The sequence below is a fragment of the Butyrivibrio proteoclasticus B316 genome, assembly GCF_000145035.1.
In the GTDB taxonomy this organism is placed as follows: Bacteria; Bacillota; Clostridia; order Lachnospirales; family Lachnospiraceae; genus Butyrivibrio; species Butyrivibrio proteoclasticus.
Map to the genome: position 1 here is coordinate 785,190 of NC_014387.1, position 21,142 is coordinate 806,331.

General features: G+C 39.8%; 26 protein-coding genes. All 26 read left to right on the plus strand.

Annotation, left to right across the window (positions count from 1 at the left end; translation table 11 throughout):
* Nucleotides 1–206: 206 nt before the first annotated feature.
* The 26 genes from acgA to BPR_RS03425 all read left to right on the plus strand — a co-directional run bounded on the left by acgA (nucleotide 207) and on the right by BPR_RS03425 (nucleotide 21,085).
* Nucleotides 207–398, plus strand: a complete 192-nt coding sequence (gene acgA / locus BPR_RS03310; RefSeq protein WP_013280043.1) for an ACGX-repeat peptide — start codon at nucleotides 207–209, stop codon at nucleotides 396–398.
* A 106-nt stretch (nucleotides 399–504) separates the two neighbouring features.
* The gene (gene acgM, locus BPR_RS03315) at nucleotides 505–1,557 is read left to right on the plus strand and encodes a radical SAM/SPASM domain protein, ACGX system (protein ID WP_013280044.1); all 1,053 of its coding nucleotides are present in this window, start codon (nucleotides 505–507) and stop codon (nucleotides 1,555–1,557) included.
* An 18-nt stretch (nucleotides 1,558–1,575) separates the two neighbouring features.
* On the plus strand, nucleotides 1,576–2,547 hold the full coding sequence (locus tag BPR_RS03320) for an alcohol dehydrogenase catalytic domain-containing protein (RefSeq protein ID WP_013280045.1): 972 nt from the start codon (nucleotides 1,576–1,578) through the stop codon (nucleotides 2,545–2,547).
* Nucleotides 2,548–2,925: 378 nt separating this feature from the next.
* Nucleotides 2,926–3,396, plus strand: coding sequence for an IS200/IS605 family transposase (tnpA, locus tag BPR_RS03325; RefSeq protein WP_013279565.1), 471 nt, complete (start codon nucleotides 2,926–2,928; stop codon nucleotides 3,394–3,396).
* A 255-nt stretch (nucleotides 3,397–3,651) separates the two neighbouring features.
* Nucleotides 3,652–5,046 carry an ATP-binding protein gene (locus tag BPR_RS03330; RefSeq protein ID WP_013280046.1) on the plus strand — a complete coding sequence of 465 codons (1,395 nt, stop codon included), beginning with the start codon at nucleotides 3,652–3,654 and terminating at the stop codon, nucleotides 5,044–5,046.
* Nucleotides 5,047–5,073: 27 nt separating this feature from the next.
* On the plus strand, nucleotides 5,074–5,571 hold the full coding sequence (locus BPR_RS03335; protein ID WP_013280047.1) for a DUF6680 family protein: 498 nt from the start codon (nucleotides 5,074–5,076) through the stop codon (nucleotides 5,569–5,571).
* 580 nt (nucleotides 5,572–6,151) lie between these two features.
* Entirely contained in the window at nucleotides 6,152–7,780 is a 1,629-nt protein-coding gene (locus tag BPR_RS03340) for an IS1182 family transposase (RefSeq protein ID WP_042257490.1), read from the plus strand.
* Nucleotides 7,781–8,077: 297 nt separating this feature from the next.
* A complete protein-coding gene (locus BPR_RS03345) occupies nucleotides 8,078–8,899 on the plus strand; it encodes a helix-turn-helix domain-containing protein (protein WP_013280049.1) in 822 nt (273 codons plus the stop codon).
* Nucleotides 8,900–9,228: 329 nt separating this feature from the next.
* Nucleotides 9,229–9,861 carry a helix-turn-helix domain-containing protein gene (locus BPR_RS03350; RefSeq protein WP_013280050.1) on the plus strand — a complete coding sequence of 211 codons (633 nt, stop codon included), beginning with the start codon at nucleotides 9,229–9,231 and terminating at the stop codon, nucleotides 9,859–9,861.
* Between the two features lie 32 nt (nucleotides 9,862–9,893).
* Nucleotides 9,894–10,226 (plus strand): GNAT family N-acetyltransferase, encoded by a 333-nt coding sequence (locus BPR_RS03355; RefSeq protein WP_042256446.1) that lies wholly within the window; start codon nucleotides 9,894–9,896, stop codon nucleotides 10,224–10,226.
* Nucleotides 10,227–10,642: 416 nt separating this feature from the next.
* Nucleotides 10,643–11,158 (plus strand): DUF2441 domain-containing protein, encoded by a 516-nt coding sequence (locus tag BPR_RS03360; protein ID WP_013280052.1) that lies wholly within the window; start codon nucleotides 10,643–10,645, stop codon nucleotides 11,156–11,158.
* Nucleotides 11,159–11,189: 31 nt separating this feature from the next.
* Nucleotides 11,190–11,741 (plus strand): GNAT family N-acetyltransferase, encoded by a 552-nt coding sequence (locus BPR_RS19565; RefSeq protein ID WP_013280053.1) that lies wholly within the window; start codon nucleotides 11,190–11,192, stop codon nucleotides 11,739–11,741.
* On the plus strand, nucleotides 11,662–12,450 hold the full coding sequence (locus BPR_RS03370) for a hypothetical protein (protein ID WP_143754261.1): 789 nt from the start codon (nucleotides 11,662–11,664) through the stop codon (nucleotides 12,448–12,450). The genes BPR_RS19565 and BPR_RS03370 overlap by 80 nt, the downstream gene beginning before the upstream one ends.
* Nucleotides 12,451–12,511: 61 nt before the next feature.
* A complete protein-coding gene (locus BPR_RS03375) occupies nucleotides 12,512–13,861 on the plus strand; it encodes an MATE family efflux transporter (protein WP_013280055.1) in 1,350 nt (449 codons plus the stop codon).
* Nucleotides 13,862–13,953: 92 nt separating this feature from the next.
* Nucleotides 13,954–15,018, plus strand: coding sequence for a DUF3795 domain-containing protein (locus BPR_RS21560; RefSeq protein ID WP_013280056.1), 1,065 nt, complete (start codon nucleotides 13,954–13,956; stop codon nucleotides 15,016–15,018).
* A 21-nt stretch (nucleotides 15,019–15,039) separates the two neighbouring features.
* A complete protein-coding gene (locus BPR_RS21435; RefSeq protein ID WP_275450174.1) occupies nucleotides 15,040–15,162 on the plus strand; it encodes a hypothetical protein in 123 nt (40 codons plus the stop codon).
* Between the two features lie 236 nt (nucleotides 15,163–15,398).
* Nucleotides 15,399–15,953, plus strand: a complete 555-nt coding sequence (locus tag BPR_RS03385) for a GNAT family N-acetyltransferase (protein ID WP_013280057.1) — start codon at nucleotides 15,399–15,401, stop codon at nucleotides 15,951–15,953.
* A gap of 100 nt (nucleotides 15,954–16,053) precedes the next feature.
* The gene (locus BPR_RS03390; RefSeq protein WP_013280058.1) at nucleotides 16,054–16,533 is read left to right on the plus strand and encodes a MarR family winged helix-turn-helix transcriptional regulator; all 480 of its coding nucleotides are present in this window, start codon (nucleotides 16,054–16,056) and stop codon (nucleotides 16,531–16,533) included.
* Complete coding sequence (locus tag BPR_RS03395; protein WP_013280059.1) at nucleotides 16,530–17,081, plus strand: flavodoxin domain-containing protein; 552 nt, start codon at nucleotides 16,530–16,532, stop codon at nucleotides 17,079–17,081. The genes BPR_RS03390 and BPR_RS03395 overlap by 4 nt, the downstream gene beginning before the upstream one ends.
* Nucleotides 17,065–17,298, plus strand: a complete 234-nt coding sequence (locus BPR_RS03400) for a hypothetical protein (protein WP_013280060.1) — start codon at nucleotides 17,065–17,067, stop codon at nucleotides 17,296–17,298. Before BPR_RS03395 ends, BPR_RS03400 begins: the two co-directional genes overlap by 17 nt.
* Nucleotides 17,299–17,325: 27 nt before the next feature.
* Nucleotides 17,326–17,784 (plus strand): NUDIX domain-containing protein, encoded by a 459-nt coding sequence (locus tag BPR_RS03405; protein WP_013280061.1) that lies wholly within the window; start codon nucleotides 17,326–17,328, stop codon nucleotides 17,782–17,784.
* Between the two features lie 331 nt (nucleotides 17,785–18,115).
* Complete coding sequence (locus BPR_RS03410; RefSeq protein ID WP_013280062.1) at nucleotides 18,116–18,316, plus strand: hypothetical protein; 201 nt, start codon at nucleotides 18,116–18,118, stop codon at nucleotides 18,314–18,316.
* Complete coding sequence (locus BPR_RS21440; protein ID WP_275450175.1) at nucleotides 18,313–18,435, plus strand: hypothetical protein; 123 nt, start codon at nucleotides 18,313–18,315, stop codon at nucleotides 18,433–18,435. Before BPR_RS03410 ends, BPR_RS21440 begins: the two co-directional genes overlap by 4 nt.
* Before the next feature lie 161 nt (nucleotides 18,436–18,596).
* Nucleotides 18,597–19,229 carry a methylated-DNA--[protein]-cysteine S-methyltransferase gene (locus tag BPR_RS03415; protein WP_013280063.1) on the plus strand — a complete coding sequence of 211 codons (633 nt, stop codon included), beginning with the start codon at nucleotides 18,597–18,599 and terminating at the stop codon, nucleotides 19,227–19,229.
* 65 nt (nucleotides 19,230–19,294) lie between these two features.
* Nucleotides 19,295–20,089, plus strand: coding sequence for a class I SAM-dependent methyltransferase (locus BPR_RS03420; protein ID WP_052301785.1), 795 nt, complete (start codon nucleotides 19,295–19,297; stop codon nucleotides 20,087–20,089).
* Between the two features lie 30 nt (nucleotides 20,090–20,119).
* A complete protein-coding gene (locus BPR_RS03425) occupies nucleotides 20,120–21,085 on the plus strand; it encodes an ABC transporter ATP-binding protein (RefSeq protein ID WP_013280065.1) in 966 nt (321 codons plus the stop codon).
* Nucleotides 21,086–21,142 lie beyond the last annotated feature (57 nt).

A 21,142-nucleotide genomic window follows, 5' to 3' on the forward strand; every position in this document is an offset into this window, starting at 1 on the left:
GAAAATATCCATAAGTTCAAATTCGAATGCAACACTCTGATTTAACTCCAATATAACATCTGAAAAAACGTCTGTCTATTAGTTACAAAAAGGTAACTGAGTAATAAAAAAGTGCGTACTTTTTTTACATTTGGACAGGGTTTATATTGAAGTCACAGAAAGCAAAAACGCTTTTTAAAACACTTAATTTGAAGGAGGAATTAGTCATGGCATTATCAAATCTTAACGGATGGGTTAACGAAGAGGCACAGGTTGCAACTGCTGCATGTGGAGCAGGAGATGCTAAGCCTGAGGAGAAGCCTGCGGCTTGCGGAAGCGCTTGCGGGGCAGGAGATGCTAAGCCTGAAGAGAAGCCAGCAGCTTGCGGAAGTGCGTGTGGAGCAGGAGATAACAAGTAATATAAACCACTGCAAATCATCAGACCTCCGGTAAAATACCGGAGGTCAATTAGTAGATAATCAGCATACGCTGTTTAAGATAGAACATAAATTGGAGGTAAGGGAAATGAAGCCATATTTTTCATTTCAGTGGCATATTACAGATGAATGTGATCAGAGATGTAAGCACTGCTATATATACTCAAGCGGAGAGCATACATGTCTATTTTCAATGAACTGGAAACAGATGGAGGATACATTCTATAACTGTCTGGACTTCTGTGAAGTGTATGGAAGAACACCTTACTTTTACATAACAGGCGGCGATCCAATCCTACATCCCGATTTCTGGAGGCTTCTGCAGCTTATGAAGGATCATGACATAAAATTTACAATTCTCGGAAATCCTTTTCATTTGAATGATCAGGTTTGCAGAGAGCTTAAGTGGTACGGCTGTGAGAAATATCAGCTTTCCATTGACGGCCTTAGGGAAACTCACGATTGGTTTAGAAAGACCGGCTCCTATGACTGTACACTTGAAAAAATAGGATGCATTAACAGAGCGGGAATCAGAAGTGTAATTATGACTACGGTCTCTAAGACAAATCGGATGGAAGTACCTGGAATCATTGATGCGGTCGTGGCTGCAGGTGCAAATGTATTTGCTTTTGCAAGGTATGTACCAAGCGGCGGAGACCTTGATGCTTCCATGACAGCAACAGAATACAGAGAACTTCTTGCTGCCTGTGACAAGAAATTTAAGGAGTACAAGGCCGAAGGGTGTGAAACCTATTTTAACAAAAAAGATCATCTCTGGATCCTTTATGAATATGAAATCGGGGATTTCAAGATTCCTGAAAATGTGGACCCTAACATGATCTATGGTGGATGCAATTGTGCCAACTGTCATATGACAATCCTTCCTACAGGTGATATATATGCCTGCAGGAGAGTGGCTGACAGCAAGGTGGGAAATGTATTTGAAGACAGGATTGCGGATCTGTGGGAGACAAGTTTTGAAGACTACAGGGAGTATGACAAGCTTGAAAAGTGCAGTAAGTGCAAGCTAAAGGCATGGTGCAGAGGATGTCCTGCTGTTGCATGTGGAACTAATGGAAGCTTTTATTCAGATGATCCGCAGTGCTGGGCCGATGTAAACAGTGATCTGTTCGTATCATAAGGACTGAGGGAAATACCTATGAATAATACAAATACAATGAAAGCAGTGGTACTTGATGGTCCTACCAACGTGGAAGATATTTTTTTAAAAGAAAAAGAGGTACCAGTGGTAGTTCCAGGCTGGGTACTTGTTAAAGTTAAGGCCTTTGGAATGAATCATTCCGAACTCATTCTTCGTCATGAAGAAATAAAATACGACTATATTAAAAAGCCGATCATCCCGGGGATAGAGTGCGTTGGAGAAATAGCAGATCCATCAAACAGCTCTTTTAAAGCCGGTGATAAAGTCATTGCGATGATGGGCGGAATGGGAAGGTCTTTTGACGGAAGCTATGCTGAATATGCTCTTCTTCCTGCGCATCATGTTTTTAAAATTGAAAGTAATCTAAAGTGGTCTGAGCTTGCAGCTATACCCGAGACATATTTCACAGCCTGGGGATCGCTTTTTGAATGTTTGCAGCTAAGAAAAGAAGACACGCTGCTAATAAGAGGAGCAAGCTGTGCACTTGGACTTGCTGCGATTCAGATTGCAAAGACACTTGGATGCAAAGTTATTGCAACAACTCATAAAGAAAAATATCTGGACTTGCTAATGAGTGCAGATGAAAGAATCGTTGATGACGGAAAGCTTACCGGAAAAGTAAAAGGTGTGACTAAAGCCCTTGATCTGGTGGGACCAAAGTTTCTTTTGGACACAATGGCTTCAGTGGAAAAAGGAGCTATTGTTTGCCAGACGGGAATCCTTGGAGGAGTGTATGCATTAAATGGTTTTGATCCGATCAAACACATACCTAATGGAGTGTATCTCACAGGGTTTTATTCAAACTTTCCGACACAGGGGATAGTGGATGACATGTTTTCATTCTTTAATAAGCATGACTTAAAGCCAATACATGGGCCTGTATATACGTTTGGAAAGATCAAAGATGCAATGCTTATGCAGGAATCAGGAAAAGCAGGCGGTAAGATAATTGTCTTTATCGAAAGATAATCTAACAAAAGTAAGATAAAGCTTTAGAACATAATATTCAAGTTGCCACCAGCCGCATACAGTAGTCCTGAGCTTTCTACCGTACGCAGCAGGTAAACAGCAACTCGCCTTACAAATGCCCAAAACAAGGCACTTAAGGCAATGAAAAAGTTCTCAAAGAGATAATCGTTTTACAACGTATTACGTCTTTGGACAATCATATACGACTTATTGCACCTCAGGACAACAGTTCTGGGGTGTTTTTGTTGTGTAGCATCTTTTAATAAACCCCCTGCTATGCAGGGGGATAACAGCTGCTTTAGCTTACAGTAGAAAACCTCCCGTGCTAGAATTACTTACGGTTCGCCAACCAAAGTAAAGCACAGGAGGTAGTCCAAAATGGACATGAATAGTTTATCACACACTAAATGGGAGTGTAAGTACCACATAGTATTTGCACCTAAGTTCAGGAGAAAGGTTGCATATGGTCAGATCAAGCAGGATATTGCAAATATTCTCAGTACATTATGCAAGAGGAAAGGCGTGGAGATCATAGAGGCAGAGGTTTGCCCGGATCATATACATATGCTGGTAAGGATCCCACCGAGCATGAGTGTATCAAGTTTCGTAGGGTACTTAAAGGGAAAGAGCACGCTTATGATATTCGAAAGGCATGCGAACCTCAAGTACAAATACGGTAACAGGCATTTCTGGTGTAGAGGATACTATGTCGATACAGTAGGCAAAAATGCAAAGAAAATAGAGGAGTACATAAAGAATCAGTTAAAAGAGGATTTAGAGTACGACCAAATGACACTAAAAGAGTATATCGACCCGTTCACGGGTGAGCCGGTAAAGCAAAACAAATAAGATGAGCCCAGGGGGCTCTGTAGAAAAATGATGTTGCGGCTGGCAAACCATTCGGCGAGTCTTTAGACTCAGTGCCGGCAACAGGCCCTTATAGGGCCAGAACAAACCACCGGCTAAGCCGGTGGTTCTGATTATGTCCTCATGTTGTTAAGTAGTTGGCTAGTAAAGCGCAATAATGATATTACGGTTTGCGCTTTAGGATTGAAATTAAAGCGCAACAATGATATTGTTAAATAAAAAACTAAGGACGAGGCTATGCGAGATATAGACAAAATAATTGAAGATGACGAAAATCAGGTGGTTGAATGGAAAGAGTCATGGCAGGATAAGTATCTAGAGTGGATCTGTGGCTATGCCAATGCCCAGGGTGGGACTCTCTACATAGGAGTTGATGATAATGGCAACGTTATTGGATTAGATTCAAAGGTACAAAAGAAGCTATTAGAGGATATTCCAAATAAAATTACTGCAGCATTTGGAATAACTTGTGATGTGAATCTCAAGTCAAAAGATAAAAAGAAGTATATTCAGGTTGAGGTAAAAAAATCGCGATTACCTTTAAATCTCCACGGAAGATATTATTACCGTACTGGAAGTGTAAAGAAGGAGATTACTGGATTTGAACTAACTGAATTCATTATAAAAAGCACAGGAACGTCATATGATGCTATGGTTTCAGACATAACTCGTGATAAGCTGACGTTTGAAGCGTTCAAAAAAAGATATCTTGATGTACTGTCTGGTAATCACGATTTTGAAGAAGATCTTATTAGCTTTAGATTAATGCAAGAAGACGGACAAATGACAAACGCAGGTGTTTTGTTTGCTGATCAATGGAATATTCATCATTCAAGAATGTTTTGTACAAGATGGAATGGTTTGGATAAAGCGGGTTCTGTCCAAGATGCTCTGGATGATCTGGAAATCACTGGTAGTTTATTATCACTCTTTGATAATGCAATGGATTTTGTTAGAAAAAACTCAAAAAAAGGATGGAGAAAAGACAAAGATAAAAGAGTAGAATTGCCGGATTATCCAGAACGTGCAGTAGAAGAAGGATTAGTCAATGCACTCATTCATAGAAGTTATTTGCAAACAGGAGCTCATAGCCAGATTGATATTTATGATGATCGAATGGTTATTACTAATCCAGGGGGAATGTATGATGGTTCTGAGGTTCAATTACTAGATTTGAGACATGTCCCTTCTAAGCTTAGAAATCCAATACTGGCCGATGTTTTTGGACGCTTACGTTTGATGGAGAGAAGAGGCAGTGGATTCAAGAAGATACTTGATGCCTATGAATCTGAAGAAAGATATACAGATAGTTTAAAGCCAGAGTTTTATACTGATGGTTATAATTTCTTTCTTACTCTATGGAACTTGAATTATGCTTATGATAAAGCGCAAAATAAAGCGCAAATTAAAGCGCAAATTAAAGCGCAAATTAAAGCGCAAAGAGGTACTTTATCTGATAGAGATTATATATTGCTCCTGATTAAGGAGAATCCAACCATAACACAAGAAGAATTGGCAAATATTATGGGGAAGTCACGAAGATCAGTACAGATGCTGATGAAGCAGCTGATAGAGGATGATGCTATTGAAAGACTTGGATCTAAGAAACAGGGAACATGGATTTTAAAATGATAAATACTATGAAATGAGGAGTGGCATATGCGAACAATAGACATAATTAATATAATTGCAATAATAGTTTCCCCGGTTGTTGCAGTAGTTGTTGGCCAGATTTTACAAGACAGGAGAAAGAAGCGCTCTGATAAGATGGAGATTTTTAAAACACTAATGATAAGTAGAGGTTTGGGCTGGTCTACAGAAAGTGTTAAGGCATTGAACATTATTGAGGTTGTTTTTAGTGATGATCAATCTGTATTAAATCAGTGGAAGATTTATTATGATAGATTGTGTGTAGAGAATCCAAATGAAATGGAGCTTTCAAAGATTAAAACGGAAGGGGATAAACTCCTTGATGTTATGGCGAAATCATTGGGATATAAAGAAAAAGTCACCTGGGAGACTATACAGAAACCATATATTCCCAAAGGGCTATCGGATAATATTATTCAACAGCAGCAATACCAAAGTGCACAGTTAGATATAATGAACGCTGCTAGTATATATTTTCAGCAGATGAAAAATGAAAGTCAAAAATAGGAGAGGACAAAATGAGATTGAGGTATTGTGGTATAAAGTGAAAATATTTAACTATGTAAATTTCAGAAATTAGTTCTTGTGAACAGATAATTATGACAACGTACGGTGTATTTAGAAGGTAGATTTGTTGCCACTAGTTGTGCACAGTAGCCCTGAGCTTTCTACCGTACGCAGCAGGTAAACAGCAACTTGATGAAGAAATGCCTAAAATACGGCATTTTCACTTCATTGATCGTTCTCAAAGAGATGATCATCTGCTATTGCAGATTTCAAAAGGGGCTGTCGCACTAATTTAGTGTGACAGCCTTTTTAACGCCCAGCCCCTCAGGCATCCGCACAGAAATGATTGTTTTCGTCTGCGGTGTGATTTTCTAAAACTCATTAAGCATCAACTGCCTCATTTCGACGTTGCTCAGAGAAATCGGCATTTGATGCTTTCTTCGTTTTGAAAATCATCATCCTCGTCCGAGAACTGCACATTTCCATGCAGATGTCTGAGGGGCTGGGCTGCTAGTAAATATCTTCACATAAAGCAAAAACCAGACTTCGAAAAGCCTGGTTTTTACTGTAAAATATGTTTATGCGACTAAACAAAATCTTACAAGGAGATTATACAGTTTCTTCCTTGCATCATCAAATCAAACTTCCGCTCGACATAGAAATTTCTATCCCATCCGATGATCCGGTGCGCCTGTTAAGTGCATTTGTGGAGGAAATGAATCTTTCTGATCTGTATAAAACTTATGACAGAATCAGAAAAGGCCAGGCTTCACCGCGTCAGATGCTTAAGATTGTTATCTATGCAGCAATGAACAGAATCTATTCAAGTCGTGATATTGAGTCCGCCTGCAAAAGAGACATCAATTTCATGTACCTTCTGGATGGAGCACCTGCTCCAGACCATTCCACAATAGCAAGATTTATATCAATGCATCTTTCACAATGCGCTAAGCAGATCATAGCACAGGTAGGGACCATACTGCTCGAACTGGGAGAAATATCAGGCGAAAACATCTTTATCGATGGAACAAAGATAGAGTCAGTAGCCAACAAGTATACCTTTGTATGGAAAAAAGCTGTGTCCAAAAACATGATAAAGCTCACTGAAAAGATATGTGTTTTCTGCGCCGGATGTGAAGAACTTTATGGAATAAAAGTAGTCTATAACGATCAGATATCATTACATACCCTTAAGCGTCTTAGAAAGAAACTGTACAAGCTCAAGGAGGATGAAGGTATTGAATTCGTTCATGGAATTGGCAAAAGGAAAACTCAGTTGCAACGTTCGTTGGAAGCTCTTGAAGAATACATAGAAAAACTCAAAGAATACAACCATAAGCTTTATGTATGCGGCACCAGAAATAGTTATTCAAAGACTGATACCGACGCAACATTCATGAGAATGAAGGAAGATGCCATGCTCAATGGCCAGCTTAAGCCAGCATACAATCTGCAGCATGGCGTGGATTCAGAGTATGTCACATGGCTGGATGTCTTTCCGGCTCCAACAGATACCATTACATTGATACCATTTCTGAAAGACATGGAGTCACATCTTACATTCAAGTATAAAAACATCGTTGCTGATGCAGGATACGAAAGCGAAGAAAACTACATATTCATCGAGTCCAACGAGCAGGCCGCGTACATCAAGCCTCAAAACTACGAACTTTCAAAAACAAGGAAGTTCAGGAATGACATAAGCAGGCGTGAAAACATGGACTATGATCCTGAGTCAGACTGCTACACATGCAGAAATGGTCAACAGCTCCCTGCAGTATCCAAAAGAACACAAAAATCAGCAACCGGATATCAGCGTGAAGTTACGATATATGAATGCAGTAGTTGCAATAACTGCCCCTACAAGAAAGATTGCATTAAAGGGAATAACTGTAAGACCGCATTTGAAGATAGAAATAAAAAGCTTTCTGTCTCAAGAAAAATGGAAGAAAAACGAGCAGAATGTCTTGAACGGATAACCAGTGATTACGGAACACAGCTGAGGATGAACCGAAGCATCCAGGCAGAAGGATCCTTCGCAAATGTGAAAGAAGACATGAACTTCAGAAGATATCTGTACCGTGGAAAAGAAAATGTTCTTACACAGAGCATACTTTTGGCAATCGGCTATGACATAAATAAGCTGCATCATAAAATTGCTGATGAGCGAACAGGAACGCATCTGTTTGAATTAAAAAAGGTTTCATAATTTTTGAAACTTCAAAGCAGAAAAGGCAACAATGCACCGATTAGCACATCGGCTTATTAAAGTACTCTATTTTTGACAGCAGGAAAGATACCGACTTCTCAAATCCACTATTTAAGGCATAAAAATGGGGCCTCGCCCAGATGATTTTATCATCTAGAGCGACAGCCCCTTTTTTGGCGCCCGAAAGTGGACCAGGGGGACGGGGTTAGTGGACCATTTTTACTCATTTTATCAAGAATAATTCTATATGCCTTTGTATAATATGATTACGATATCGTAGTAGAAAGGACCTTGAGCATGGAAAATTTTCAGCTGCTTATAGAAGCAATGGAATATATCGAAGATAATCTCACTGAGCCTATAAAAACAGAGAACATTGCTGATAAGCTGCATTGCTCGAAATCCACTATTGAAAAGCTTTTCAGGTACATTAACAATATCAGTATCAGGGATTATATAATTCGAAGGCGTATGAGTAAGGTTTCGAGAGAAATTGTAAGTAATCCGGAAAAGTCTCTGCTCGATATAGCTGTGGAATATGGCTATGGCAGTAATGAAGCTTTTTCAAGAGCCTTTTGCAGCGTGTGGCAGGTATCGCCTTCGGAGTTTAGAAAGAATCCCTCTAAATTTGAGTTGTTTCCCGGATATAGAATTGACCAGGAGCTAATGGAGGAAAAGACGATGGATGACAGGAAGAAGATTGATATAAGTGAGCTATATGACTGCATTAGAGAAAGAAAAGGCTGCTATCTGGTGCTTGGTGATATCAAGAGCCTTATTCCTATAAATGAGATTTCTCATAAGGCAGGCGATTTGGCGATAATAACTGCTATGAAACGCATGGAACAGGCTGCAGGCGCTGAGGATATAGTTTTTCGCATTGGCGGAGATGAATTTGTTATTCTTACAAATTCTAAAGAAGAAAATTATTCGAATAGTATATGTGAAGAAATTATAAGTCATAATGATGAGCCTATATTCTGGGAGAAAAAAGAAATCCCACTCTCACTGTATGTTAAAGTAATATGTTATGAGGGCAGAACAGCTCTGAGATATTCTGAATTTTTTACCATGCTTCAAAATGAGCTAAGTGAAGAATACAAAAGGCAGTATTTTTGATTGCCACCAGCCTTGCACAGTAACCCTGAGCTTTCTTGCGTACGCAGCAGGTAAACAGCAACTTGAAGGAGAAATGCCTAAAATACGGATCTTTCACTTCATTAATAGTTCTCAAAGAGATGATCATCTGCTGTTGCAGATTTCAGAAACCCACAACCAAAATGTTGTGGGTTTTTTGTACATGAAGGAGCGAAGTGAACCTGAGGGACGGGGGAGTGTGTCATTTTGTGGTTGAGCCAGCCTCAACTATTACGCCATTGGATTTGCGCCAGTTCATGGTATCATCATAATAGAACGTTCTGAAATCTAAAAATGAGAGGAATACTACCATGAACTATTTACCTGCAAATCTCAAAAAATATAGAATACAAAAAGACTTAACCCAGGAGGATGTTGCGGAATTCCTTGGTATAACAGCTCAGAGCGTTTCTAAATGGGAGAGAGGTGAGAGTTATCCTGATATAACGCTATTACCTGCTCTTGCCAATATATTTGAAACTAGCGTTGATCTGCTTCTTGGTATGGATACAATCCGGGCTGAGCAGACTCGCTTGGACATCCATAAGAAGGCCATCAGTTTTCAGAGAAGTGGTAATTATGATATGGCGGAAAAGACATATCGAGAAGCACTTCTGATATATCCAAATAAACCGGGAATGATATTAGGACTTGCAAGTACATTGGCATTAAAAGGAGAGACGGAAGAAGCTATAGAGCTTATGGAAAGAGGATTACCTATTTCAATAAATGAGAAACAAAAGGCGACCATGAGGGCTACACTATGCTTCCTCTATCTGAAATCAGGAAGAGAAGATAAGGCAAATAAGCTTGCATCACAGCTACCTCATATGCGAGAGAGTAGAGAGGTTATTCAGCCACTTATACAGCAAGGGCTAAGAAATTCTGAAATTGATGAAAATATTAAGAATATTGTTTTAGGTGATGGTGAAGGCATTTGGTAATATAGATAAAGATAATAGGGAGATGAGAGTAATTGCTTATTAGAAACGGCCACGAAGCGGATATTTGCGAAATATTACAGATGATAAAAGATTCCTACACACCATATGATGACTTAATCTGCGATATCAGTATTCCGACATATACCCGTGAAGAAATACACTCCTTGCTGAATGAGCCGCAGAGCGATGTCTGGGTTGTAGAAGATAACGGAAATATAGTCGGTATGGCTGCTGGGACAGAATTTGGTCCATGTGCATATCATCTGAAAATGTTGTTTGTTTTAGGAAAAAGCCAATATCAGGGTATCGGAAGAGAACTCCTGAAGAAAGAGCACGAGAAAGACGCTTTTCTTTACTTACAGTAAACTACCTTGAATGGGCAGAATGGAGTGGGCGGTTCTATAAAAAACACGGATACAAAGAATATGTCCAAGATGATGAAGAAACATGTCCTGATTTAAAATCGCAGGTAGCTTTTCTTAAGAAAATTGGAAGGTTGAATAATGGGGACAAGCATCTCGTTTGGAAGACGATATTCTGAAGGATGTTTTTCTCAACTTTTATTATAAACAAAGTTGAGATTGTTATATGAAGGGGATAGATGTTATCATCAATAGGATGATATTTGAAAGGAGAAGGTGTATGAAAAGATATGTAATCGCTCAGTAATCTGAGCTTAAAATACAATGAATAATTAAGCTCAGATGAATCCTTAAAAGAATAGGAGGATTTATGAGCTATATTAAAGCAGAAACAATTCTATTATCATGTAATATCAGATATGCCCAAGAAAGCAGGAGAGCATATAGTACTAGATAAGAGCCATCCTAATGGTGTTCATAAGAGAGTATATGACCATATCAAGACAGTTGAAGACATATACAACAATCCGGATAAATACAAGGATGTAGAGCTAGACTATTCAGTAATGGTTGCGCTTCGAGAACTTGCACTTGAGAAAGTAAGAAAGCAAAAGTATCCGCAGTATCCTTCAAGGATGGCATCGATTTATGTTTCAAAATCGTTTAAAGAAGCAGAACAATGGGGTGATTATTTTGCTAAACTTGGTCGTCCAACGTATGGAATTGCAAAGATCAATGTTAATGGAAATACCTATGAAGGCGATGCATATAAGTGCTTTGATGGATGCGTCTCCGAAGAAGAAAATCTTAAAATGGCTGAAGCATACTGGAGCAATGGAGAAAATGCAGACGGCCATAGGGTAATTTTAGAGATTCTTGCAGATGGGGATATTGAGGTTGTTGAGATAGTAAAAGAAATCAATGCTAATATCTGAGATATAGATTCTTTAGGGAGTTCAGAACAAAATGCATATTTTATTGGAAACAGATAGATTAAAAATAACAGAAATGACAATGGATATGGCAATGGATGTTCACAAAAACTCATTGGATGAGGATATTAGAAGATTCGTTCCTGATGAAGTTTTTGAGACACTTGAAGATGCAAAGGAAACTATAGAATTCATAATGTCACAGTATAACGCTACTGAAGGACCGCTTATCTACGCGCTGATTACAAAGGAAGAAGATACGAATATAGGTTATGTGCAGTTGGTTCCAATCGGTGATGGTAAATGGGAAATTGGATATCATGTAGCAAAACAGTACACCGGAAAGGGGTATGCTACAGAGGCAGTAAACGCTTTCCTCCCAGTGATAACAGAACGAGTTGGTATTTCAGAAGTTTATGGTATTCGCCTTCTAGAGAATAAAGCATCAGGCAGAGTTCTGGAAAAATGTGGATTCGAAACCTTTTTTACCGGAGAAGGTCCATATCATGACGGAGTATATGAAATCAGTAAGAGCGTTTGGAAGAAAGCGGTTAGCGGATACTGTTTACAGCAAGGAGGAGTATGAACTTGAAGAACTGCTTGGACAATTATTATCAGAAGCAGGCAAGGTAGGTAGCGTTTCCGACAATCCGTTCCTTGAAGAAATATACAAGTACAGTGAATGGATCAGATATGATGAATATACAGCATATGTATTTTTGATGAGGGATGCATTGCTCCCGTATATATACTTCCGCAGTAAGAATCGGGATAATCTCTATCCGTGGCTGATCAGCCGCAAATTTCTGAGGGAAATTACAGAAATAGATGACATGGATGATGATATCCGTATTCCTCTTTATGGGGCGCTTGAAAAAGGCCATGTTTCGTATGATAGATATTTTCCTTTCTGCCGAGAAGAAATACTCGAAGCACTTGATGAATACCCGGAATTGAAAAAGATTCTTTCTGATATGCTCGGAACCATTAAACAGAACAGGATTGTGGTGATCGAATCGGGCTATATGGGAACGATCCCTATGATGTTGGCGGCCCTGGATAGCAGAGTGAATTTCAGACTGTTCACAACAGCTCCATTCCTTTACGATACATACCAGGATAAGATCTTCTGCCGCAGATACGAGGATATTCGCAAGTTTGAGACCATGTATTCGCAGGATCTTTTTATGCAGTATTCTTCTTGGCGGGACGGAAAGTTTTATGTGAATATAACCACTGACGATATAGTGCGAGAGCAATCACTCACTGAAATTAAGATGTTTTTGAAGGGGTGAATAGAACGTTCTCTCGTAATATAAATAATTAACATCAAGAGAAAGACCAAAGAGAGCGACCATGACAAATATAGAACAGACCACACAAAATATGACCTCTGGAAACAGTATGAAACAGATCATACTGTTCTTTTTGCCCTTATTATGGGGAAATCTTTTCCAACAACTATATAGTCTTGTGGATAGCATTATAGTTGGCAAGGGAATCTCGGATCAGGCGCTGGCTGCTGTTGGGGCAACCGGGACACTTAACTTCCTTATACTTGGATTTGTTGTGGGGATGACCAGAGGATTTGGCATAACCTTTGCCCAGAGCTTTGGAAAAAACGATATGGCTATGCTGAATGCATACATCAGAGCAGCCAAGAAGCTCAGTATCATGTTTGGAATGGCCTTTACTGTTGTATGCGTTTCTTTGCTCAATAAGATGCTGACGTTCTTGAACACTCCTGAAGATATCTTTGACGATTCGTATAGATATTTTGCTGTGATCTTATTGGGAATTGTAGTGACGGTTATGAATAACCTTGAGATTACAATTCTCCAGTCAATGGGAGATTCCAGAACGCCCCTCACTGCTATGATCTGTTCATCACTCGTGAACATCATGCTTGATATTATTTTCATAATGGCCTTTGGCACAGGAGTTGTCGGAGCAGCAGTGGCAACAGTGGTCTCTCAGTTTGTATCATACCTTTTGTGCCTTAAAAAGCTTAGAACCATCGATTTTATGAGTCTGGGAAAAGACACGTCAGAAATAGCAGATGAAAAGAATATTTTGGTTGAACTGATGAAAATAGGACTTCCTGTGGCACTTATGAATTCGGTCACAGCTGCAGGGGCCATGGTATTGCAGTACTTCGTAAATCTTATGGGAAGCGCATATGTGGCAGCCTATTCAGCCTGCATGAAATTTGCATCACTCTTTGAGCAGTTCGGAATGTCCGTAGGTCTTTCCATGATGACCTTTGTGGGGCAAAATAAGGGCGCTGGCAAATATGACAGGATACGCACAGGAGTAAGACAGGGCCTGATGCTCTCTACACTTGTGAATGTGCCTATATCGCTCCTTATGATATTTGTGCCCGGAAGCCTGGCAAGGATGCTGCTGACTGACAACATGATAATCGGTTATTGTACCGATTTCATGCCGATCATGGGAATAAGCTTTTTTGCCCTGGGATGGCTTTTTGTATACAGATACTCTGTTCAGGGGTTGGGCAATACCTTTATACCAATGCTCTCAGGCGGGCTCGAAGTCATTATGAGACTGATCTTTGGCTTTTTGGTAGGAAGGAACGGATTTAAGGGAATTGCCATTTCTGAAGTATCTGCATGGATAGGCGCTTTTCTGATGCTCATGGTGACATACTATTGTTTAATTGGCAAAAGAACTAAAGCAATAGCATAAAGTAGCAATAAAAAGACTCCCTGGATTTTTTATTAAAATGTAAAAAAGCACCATGGAATAATATTGGATTAACCGAGGAGAGAAGATAGATTATGGACAAATCATGGTCAGAAAACAATAAAGAAATACAGAAATTGTTGATGAAGGAAGCAACCTTTAAAGAGGCTATTCAGAAGCTTTTGGCTTTCCGAGAGGAAATGTTCGAGCAGATCACTCAGATTGTGAGTGGATATCCGGATGAGGCCTTTGCTAAAATGCCCTTTGCGGGTGCGGACGGATATCACAGTAAAACCCTTGCCTATTCTATCTGGCATATTTTCAGGATTGAAGATATAGTTGCCCATGAGATGATAGCAGGGGATAGTCAAATTCTTTTTACAAATGACTTTCATAATCGCATTGGCGCACCTATTATTACTACGGGTAATGAACTTCAGGGGAACGAGATTGCAGAGTTTTCAGAAAAACTGAATATTAAAGAACTATATCTGTATGTAAAAGCTGTAAAGGAATCTACGGATCAGATTCTTGGAGATTTGACATACAAGGATTTAAAGCAAAAATTCGGCGACGATGTAAAGGAAAAACTTATCCGCAGTAAATGTGTCAGTGAGAATGAGAATGCCTTTTGGCTGATTGATTACTGGTGCGGTAAGGATATAAAAGGACTGATTCAGATGCCATTTTGCCGTCACTGGATCATGCATATCGAAGCCATGCGCCGCATCAAGAATAAACTCTGCAAGATAGCACGAAAGGGTGTTGATCCTGTTGCTTATTGTGGCTTTTCCTGTAATCACTGTTTTCTTTCAGAGTGGTGCGGATCCTGCAGAACGAAGTACAATGTCTGCTCTTTTGCCACCTGTGCTGAGGACAGAACATGTCCGAATGTGAAATGCTGTAAGGAAAAAAATTTGGACGGATGTTATGAGTGTGATGAGCTCGAAAAATGCAATAAAGGATTCTATATTCCATCAAATGACGGAGCAAATGCAGCAAAGGCTCAGGCATTATATATAAGGAAATACGGAAAGAAGGCGTTCCTCAAGGTTCATGACAGACTACATGAGAAATATGACTTCCAAAAGACACAGGAAGTTTTAGGACAGGATTATAGGGAAGGACTGAGAATTCTGGAGGAAAGCTATATGGAATAAGGAACTGGAAGGAGACTGGACATGAATATAAGGCAAGCTAAGCCATCGGATGCTTCTAGAATTGCAGAAATGATTGTTACAAATTATAGAAAGCAGGAAGTTCCGGTTGACAGCGAGTTTTCTGTCAATTATACTTACAACTAACAATTTTCAGAAAGAGAGACGCTATGGTAAGATTAAATCTCGTCACAACATATAGAGTCAATAAGACATCCGTGAATATGATTCAGGGGTATGATTTTGATATGTGTGATGAGGTTAAGGTGATTTGTAAGGCATAGACATTGCTTTATAACTGATATAGTTTACAGAGCTTCATCAAGCAATAGTTTGATGGGGCTTATTTTTTTCATGAATAATCAGAATATTAGGAGGTTGCTATGAGAATAAAGGAGCAGAAATATCTATTACCGGATGGACGAGAGGTTATCATTAAGAGTGCAGGCCCGGAGGATGCTATGAAGATAAAGCTTCACAGGGAAGCAACTGCTAATGAAACACATTTTATGGCAAGAGAACCTGAAGATGGTCAGTTATGTCTTGAGAGAATCACAGAGATTCTTGGAAGCATTGCAGAAAGTGACAGAGACTTCATGGTAAATGCCTATATTGGAGATGAGCTGGTTGGGGATCTTGGCGTAACCCTCATAAGGCCACATGTTAAATACCTTCATCGCGCCTATCTTGGGATGTCAATTCGCCAAATGTACACAGGAATGGGACTCGGAAGCTTCATGATGCAGATTGCGTTGGATCAGGCGAAGGCAAATGGTTTTGAGCAGGTAGAACTGGGAGTTTACAGCGATAATGACAGAGCAAGGCATATGTACAGGAAGATGGGATTCAAGGAATATGGGATGAATCCAAGAGCTTTCAAGCTAAAGGACGGAACATACCGAGATGAGATTATAATGGCAAATATATTTGCGGGTTAAATCCCGAAGCTTTTTCTTTGGAATTGTGTTGACAAAAAATATGTAACATATTACATTGTTTCATATAGGTAATATATTACATATTATAAAAGGAGCTCACATGAATTACGATGAAGCAATGAATATCGAAAAAGTAACGTTTGGAGATATGCCTCCACAGCCGTTTTTACTCGGATTACTCAGTGCATTTGATAACAGATATCAGGCTGCAGCAGATGCATATTTCAAGGAGATTACCTGGAAACAGTTCTTTGCAATAATCTGTATCAACCTATGCAAGGAACCTCCGACGTTAAATGAGCTTTCTGATGTAATGGGAAGTTCTCATCAAAATGTGAAGCAGATTTTACTTAAGCTTGAGAAAAAGGGGTTTGTCTCTGCAGTTCCTGATGATAAAGACAAGCGAAAGCAACGGATCTTTGTCACAGATAAATGCAGGACTTTTTTGGAACAGAATGACAATAACGGCCAACAGAGCCAATATGTCATCGGAAGAATATTTGATGGAATCGATGAAAAGAGCCTTCAGACTACCATACAAACTATCATGAAAATGGAAAGGAATTTGAGCGAGTTATGAAAACACTGATCATTTACACATCACAGACAGGATTTACTAAAAGATATGCAGAGTGGATTGCAGAGAAAACGGGCGGAGATTTACTTGAACTTAAGGATGCTCAGAAGAAGAGTGATGATTACTTCAAGGATTTTGATGCAATCTGCTACGGCGGTTGGCTTATGGCAGCGAATGTTGTTAAGGTTAAATGGTTCTTTGAAAAGGCCAATAACTGGAAGAATAAACGTCTTGCTTTGTTCTGTGTAGGAGGCAGCCCTAATGACAATCCTGATATAGATACTTTTCTTCAGAATACACTCACTAAGGAGCAGCATAAGTATATTAAAATATTCTACTGTCAGGGCGGTTTTAACTATGAAAAGATGAAGACACCATCCAGACTTGCAATGAAGATGTTTGTATCAACTCTCAGGAATAAAAAAGATGCTACTGAGAAAGAAAAGGTCATGGCCGAGAAGATGGCTTCATCCTATGATATTTCTGATGTCAAATATATAGAACCTATAGTGGCTTATCTGTTGGAGAAAGATAATGAAAAGGCTGTTTAAAACCCTGCTTGCAATAGTAATCGTAATTGTGGTGATCATCATATCTGCAGTCGCAATTGTTAGTGTCAGGATGAGTGGACAGGTCAAGGCTTTCGACAAATCAGGAATTGATCTGTCCCATGTTGCTGATGGTGTATATAATGGTCATAGTGAGACGGATCTGGTCAAGGTTGATGTTCAAGTAACAGTAGCTGATGGGAGAATAGAAGATAGATAATCGGCGAAGTATATAGGGGATTGCATTATGGCTGACTTTACATGGCTTAAGAATTCTGTTCCTGACCAGTTACCGGTAAAACAGGTTTATGGAATAGCATTTTCAGCAGATAACCTGGTTGTCTTGAGGATTGAGGACGGAAAATACAAATTGACCGGTGGAAAGCCTGAAAATGCTGAAACTTTTGAAGAGACATTGAAACGGGAATATATTGAAGAACTAAATATTGAACTGGAAGATATCCATTATCTTGGGTATTTATTGGTGGAGGATAATTCGGATAAGTATGCTCAGGTAAGAATGATAGCGAAGATAAAAGATATTTATGAGAGTCATATTGATCCGGCTACAGGAAAAGTGTATGGGAGAGAGCTGGTAGCTGCTGATAGGGTAAAAGATTACCTTAAGTATTCTGATCGTGCAGGCAATGAAATGATTGATGATGCGGTACAACTTGCACAAGTAAGATATTTTCAAAGAATATGAACAACTGGAGCTGGTGCAAAACTGCCTATATATAGAATGTTGCGAATAGTGGCAGTTCAATTTGTGGCCGAAGTTCTGCCTATATTTCGGGTATTACCACTAGAGGCAGTTGATTTTACGTAGGGCAAACTGCCTTTATGCCGGGAGTGGCATTTTGTAGCAGTAAATAGCTGCCCCAAAATAATGCCTATATTGTGGGCGGGCTGGATATTGGCAGAACCGCTATTGATAATTGCAATGCCTATATTAGTTGAGAGCTGGATAGTGGCAGAATGACTAGTAATAAAAACACTGCTTCTATTGGGGATGTCCATGATATAGGCAGTATATCTTGATAGTCGATTCTATTGGAACTATAAATGACAAGGAGGAATCTGCCCCAAAAGAGGTAACCAGATTTCTCAAGGATTATAATGTCGATGATAAATATCCTGGGGCAGATGTCTTAATGTACTATAACGATGTGCTTCTTTGCTATGGAATAACTGCAGAGGAGTTATGCAGTTATAATTTTGGAGGAACAGACGTATGAATGAAGATCGGGATCTGACTAAGGGGAAACCGTTATCACTGATTTTAAGTTTTGCTTTTTCGTTGATAGTTGGTAATGTTTTTCCGCTTCTCTATATTTTGTATCTTTGCGGAGCTTGACGATCAATAAGTTGGCCGCTGACGGTGTAATAAATTGATTCAGCATTAAGATTACTTTAAGATGCGCGTAATATTGGAAAATGCTAAAAATAGCTTTGAACTAAAAAATGACGGGTGATACGTAAGTTTTATTCCCAAAAATTAAGAAAGGGCATAGTCTGATGAAAACAAGAGAAGAAGCATTAAGCTACGGCTTGTCTTTTCCTGACACATATCAGGAGGCACCATTTCATGACCGTAATTGGCAGCTTATCAGGGTAAAAAAATCCAGGAAAGCCTTTCTGTGGACATATGAAAAAGACGGTTTTATCAATTTGAATCTGAAGGTGGATCCACAGTGGCGAGACCTTTGGAGGAAAACATATACAGCTGTACTTCCTGCATATCATCAGAACAAGGAGCACTGGAACACTGTTGTTTTGGATGGATCGATTCCTGATGATGTCATAAAAAGAATGATCGCAGAGAGCTACGATCTAGTCACAGATTCACCTACCAAAAGAATTTATGAAGCGGTCAAGAAAATTCCCAAAGGGAAAGTTGCTACATATGCTGATGTTGCTGAGATGGCGGGAGATAGGAAAATGGCAAGAGCAGTTGGAAATGCTCTTCACAAAAATTCTGATCCGAGCACAATTCCCTGCCATCGAGTTGTCAATTCAAAGGGTGAACTTGCAGGTGAATATGCCTTTGGCGGAGCATGGAAGCAGGGGCAGATACTTCAAAGTGAAGGCGTTGAGATCGTTGGAAATAAGGTGAATCTGGAAAAATACAGATTTAGAAAAAACACTTGACCTGGCCCCAAGGGCATACAATATTCTTAACGAGACAATCATTAGACATAAGGAGACAAAACAGTATGAAGATGGGAAGCAGTAACGATAAAGAAGCAGTAAAGGCTCAGTACGCATCATCCAAAAGCCTCGATACCAGGATCAATTTTCACAACATGTATTCAACCAATAAGATGGGCTTTGGCCCCTGGCTCATATCTAACTATGAGATAAAAGAGGGAATGAGAGTTCTCGAGCTTGGCGCTGGCACAGGCGACATGTGGAATGGACATGACGACCTTATTACAAAGTGTGATAAGCTGGTTTTATCAGACTTTTCCGAAGGAATGCTTGATACAGCCAGAAAGAATATTGGAGAGCGTGCAAACGTAGAATACAAGCAGATTGACGTTCAGAATATACCTCTCGAAGATAATTCTTTTGACATAGTAATTGCTAATATGATGCTCTATCACGTGCCGGATATAGGTAAGGCAATCAGCGAGATCAGAAGAGTCCTTAGGGACGATGGCGTATTCTACAGCGCTACATACGGCGAGCACAATTTCAACGATATTATAGCTGAGTGGTTTGGCCTTATTGGTGAGAGCTATGATCCTAACCATCTCTTTACCCTTCAGAATGGAGGAGATGTTCTGGGAAAAGAGTTTGCAGAAATAGAGGTGCGTCGCTACGAGGATTCTCTTCATGTGACTAATGTGGATGACCTTGCGGATTACCTTCAGAGTCTCAAGGCCCTTCACGGAATCGGAACTATGGGAAGAGATGAGATACTGAGGATGTTGTCAGCCCATGAAGAAAATGGCGTCATCAATCTGCAGAAGGAATATGGAACATTTATAGCTCGCGGAGTTAAGTAATAGCAATAGTCTAAACAGCAAGGAGCATTTATGAGCTATATTGAAGTTAATAATTTAAAGAAGGATTTTATTGTAAAAAAGAAACATGAAAAAGGGAAACTTTTGAGGGAAAAAGAAATCGTGAATGCCCTTAAAGGAGTTTCTTTTTCTGTTGAAAAGGGAGAACTTGTAGGATATATCGGCCCTAATGGGGCAGGTAAGTCAACTACAGTCAAGGTCCTTTCAGGAATTCTGACGCCGGATAGCGGAGAAGTAACAGTTGGAGGCATAGTGCCATGGAAAGAGAGAAAAAGGCATGTTAAGAACATCGGAGTAGTGTTTGGTCAGCGAAGCCAGCTCTGGTGGGATGTTCCCATAGTCGACAGCTACTCGCTTCTTAGGGACATCTACAGAATTACCAAGGGAGATTATGAAGACAGGTTAAAAGAGCTGGCTGGCGCACTCCAGCTTGAGCCTCTCATGAGGACGCCTTTAAGGCTTCTCAGCCTTGGGCAAAGAATGAGAGCAGAGCTGTGCGGATCACTTCTCCACAGGCCGGAGCTATTGTTTCTGGATGAGCCAACCATCGGACTTGATGCGGTAAGTAAGCTTGCTCTCAGGGAGTTCCTTAAGTGGGAAAACAATGAGTATGGCACAACAATCATGCTAACAACACATGATATGGAAGATATCGAGGCACTTTGTTCTAGAGTTATGGTACTTGGTCATGGCAAGAAACTCTTTGACGGAAAGCTTCAGGATCTTCTTGAGCGTTATGATACAGTTCGCAATGTAAATATTAAATATGACGGAGAAATAAGTGATTTAAGACTTCCTGAGGGGACCAGCTTCAGGCGCACAGAAGATGGGATAGAACTTAGCTATGATCCATCTAAGCTTTCTACTTCGAAGCTTTTGGGATTATTACAGGAAGCGGGGAATATCAGTGAGCTTACCCTGCAGCCTGAGAATACTGATCATATGATTGCAGCCATGTACAAAGAACTGGATTTATGAAGGATAATCATACTGTGGTAAAAATAGACCGCAACCCCCTTCCCCAGGCCCAAAAAA

Excerpts from the sequence above, each read along its gene's own strand:
- BPR_RS03420 (WP_052301785.1), top strand. The coding sequence starts at position 19,295 with ATGAAGATGGGAAGCAGTAACGATAAAGAAGCAGTAAAGGCTCAGTAC.
- BPR_RS03375 (WP_013280055.1), top strand. The coding sequence starts at position 12,512 with ATGACAAATATAGAACAGACCACACAAAATATGACCTCTGGAAACAGT.
- BPR_RS03340 (WP_042257490.1), top strand. The coding sequence starts at position 6,152 with ATGCGACTAAACAAAATCTTACAAGGAGATTATACAGTTTCTTCCTTG.
- BPR_RS21560 (WP_013280056.1), top strand. The coding sequence starts at position 13,954 with ATGGACAAATCATGGTCAGAAAACAATAAAGAAATACAGAAATTGTTG.
- tnpA (WP_013279565.1), top strand. The coding sequence starts at position 2,926 with ATGGACATGAATAGTTTATCACACACTAAATGGGAGTGTAAGTACCAC.
- BPR_RS03370 (WP_143754261.1), top strand. The coding sequence starts at position 11,662 with ATGACGGAGTATATGAAATCAGTAAGAGCGTTTGGAAGAAAGCGGTTA.
- BPR_RS21435 (WP_275450174.1), top strand. The coding sequence starts at position 15,040 with ATGAATATAAGGCAAGCTAAGCCATCGGATGCTTCTAGAATTGCAGAA.
- BPR_RS21440 (WP_275450175.1), top strand. The coding sequence starts at position 18,313 with ATGAATGAAGATCGGGATCTGACTAAGGGGAAACCGTTATCACTGATT.
- BPR_RS03330 (WP_013280046.1), top strand. The coding sequence starts at position 3,652 with ATGCGAGATATAGACAAAATAATTGAAGATGACGAAAATCAGGTGGTT.
- BPR_RS03360 (WP_013280052.1), top strand. The coding sequence starts at position 10,643 with ATGCCCAAGAAAGCAGGAGAGCATATAGTACTAGATAAGAGCCATCCT.
- BPR_RS03320 (WP_013280045.1), top strand. The coding sequence starts at position 1,576 with ATGAATAATACAAATACAATGAAAGCAGTGGTACTTGATGGTCCTACC.
- acgA (WP_013280043.1), top strand. The coding sequence starts at position 207 with ATGGCATTATCAAATCTTAACGGATGGGTTAACGAAGAGGCACAGGTT.
- BPR_RS03425 (WP_013280065.1), top strand. The coding sequence starts at position 20,120 with ATGAGCTATATTGAAGTTAATAATTTAAAGAAGGATTTTATTGTAAAA.
- BPR_RS03390 (WP_013280058.1), top strand. The coding sequence starts at position 16,054 with ATGAATTACGATGAAGCAATGAATATCGAAAAAGTAACGTTTGGAGAT.
- BPR_RS03395 (WP_013280059.1), top strand. The coding sequence starts at position 16,530 with ATGAAAACACTGATCATTTACACATCACAGACAGGATTTACTAAAAGA.
- BPR_RS03350 (WP_013280050.1), top strand. The coding sequence starts at position 9,229 with ATGAACTATTTACCTGCAAATCTCAAAAAATATAGAATACAAAAAGAC.
- BPR_RS03335 (WP_013280047.1), top strand. The coding sequence starts at position 5,074 with ATGCGAACAATAGACATAATTAATATAATTGCAATAATAGTTTCCCCG.
- BPR_RS03405 (WP_013280061.1), top strand. The coding sequence starts at position 17,326 with ATGGCTGACTTTACATGGCTTAAGAATTCTGTTCCTGACCAGTTACCG.
- BPR_RS03400 (WP_013280060.1), top strand. The coding sequence starts at position 17,065 with ATGAAAAGGCTGTTTAAAACCCTGCTTGCAATAGTAATCGTAATTGTG.
- BPR_RS03345 (WP_013280049.1), top strand. The coding sequence starts at position 8,078 with ATGGAAAATTTTCAGCTGCTTATAGAAGCAATGGAATATATCGAAGAT.
- BPR_RS19565 (WP_013280053.1), top strand. The coding sequence starts at position 11,190 with ATGCATATTTTATTGGAAACAGATAGATTAAAAATAACAGAAATGACA.
- BPR_RS03415 (WP_013280063.1), top strand. The coding sequence starts at position 18,597 with ATGAAAACAAGAGAAGAAGCATTAAGCTACGGCTTGTCTTTTCCTGAC.
- BPR_RS03385 (WP_013280057.1), top strand. The coding sequence starts at position 15,399 with ATGAGAATAAAGGAGCAGAAATATCTATTACCGGATGGACGAGAGGTT.
- acgM (WP_013280044.1), top strand. The coding sequence starts at position 505 with ATGAAGCCATATTTTTCATTTCAGTGGCATATTACAGATGAATGTGAT.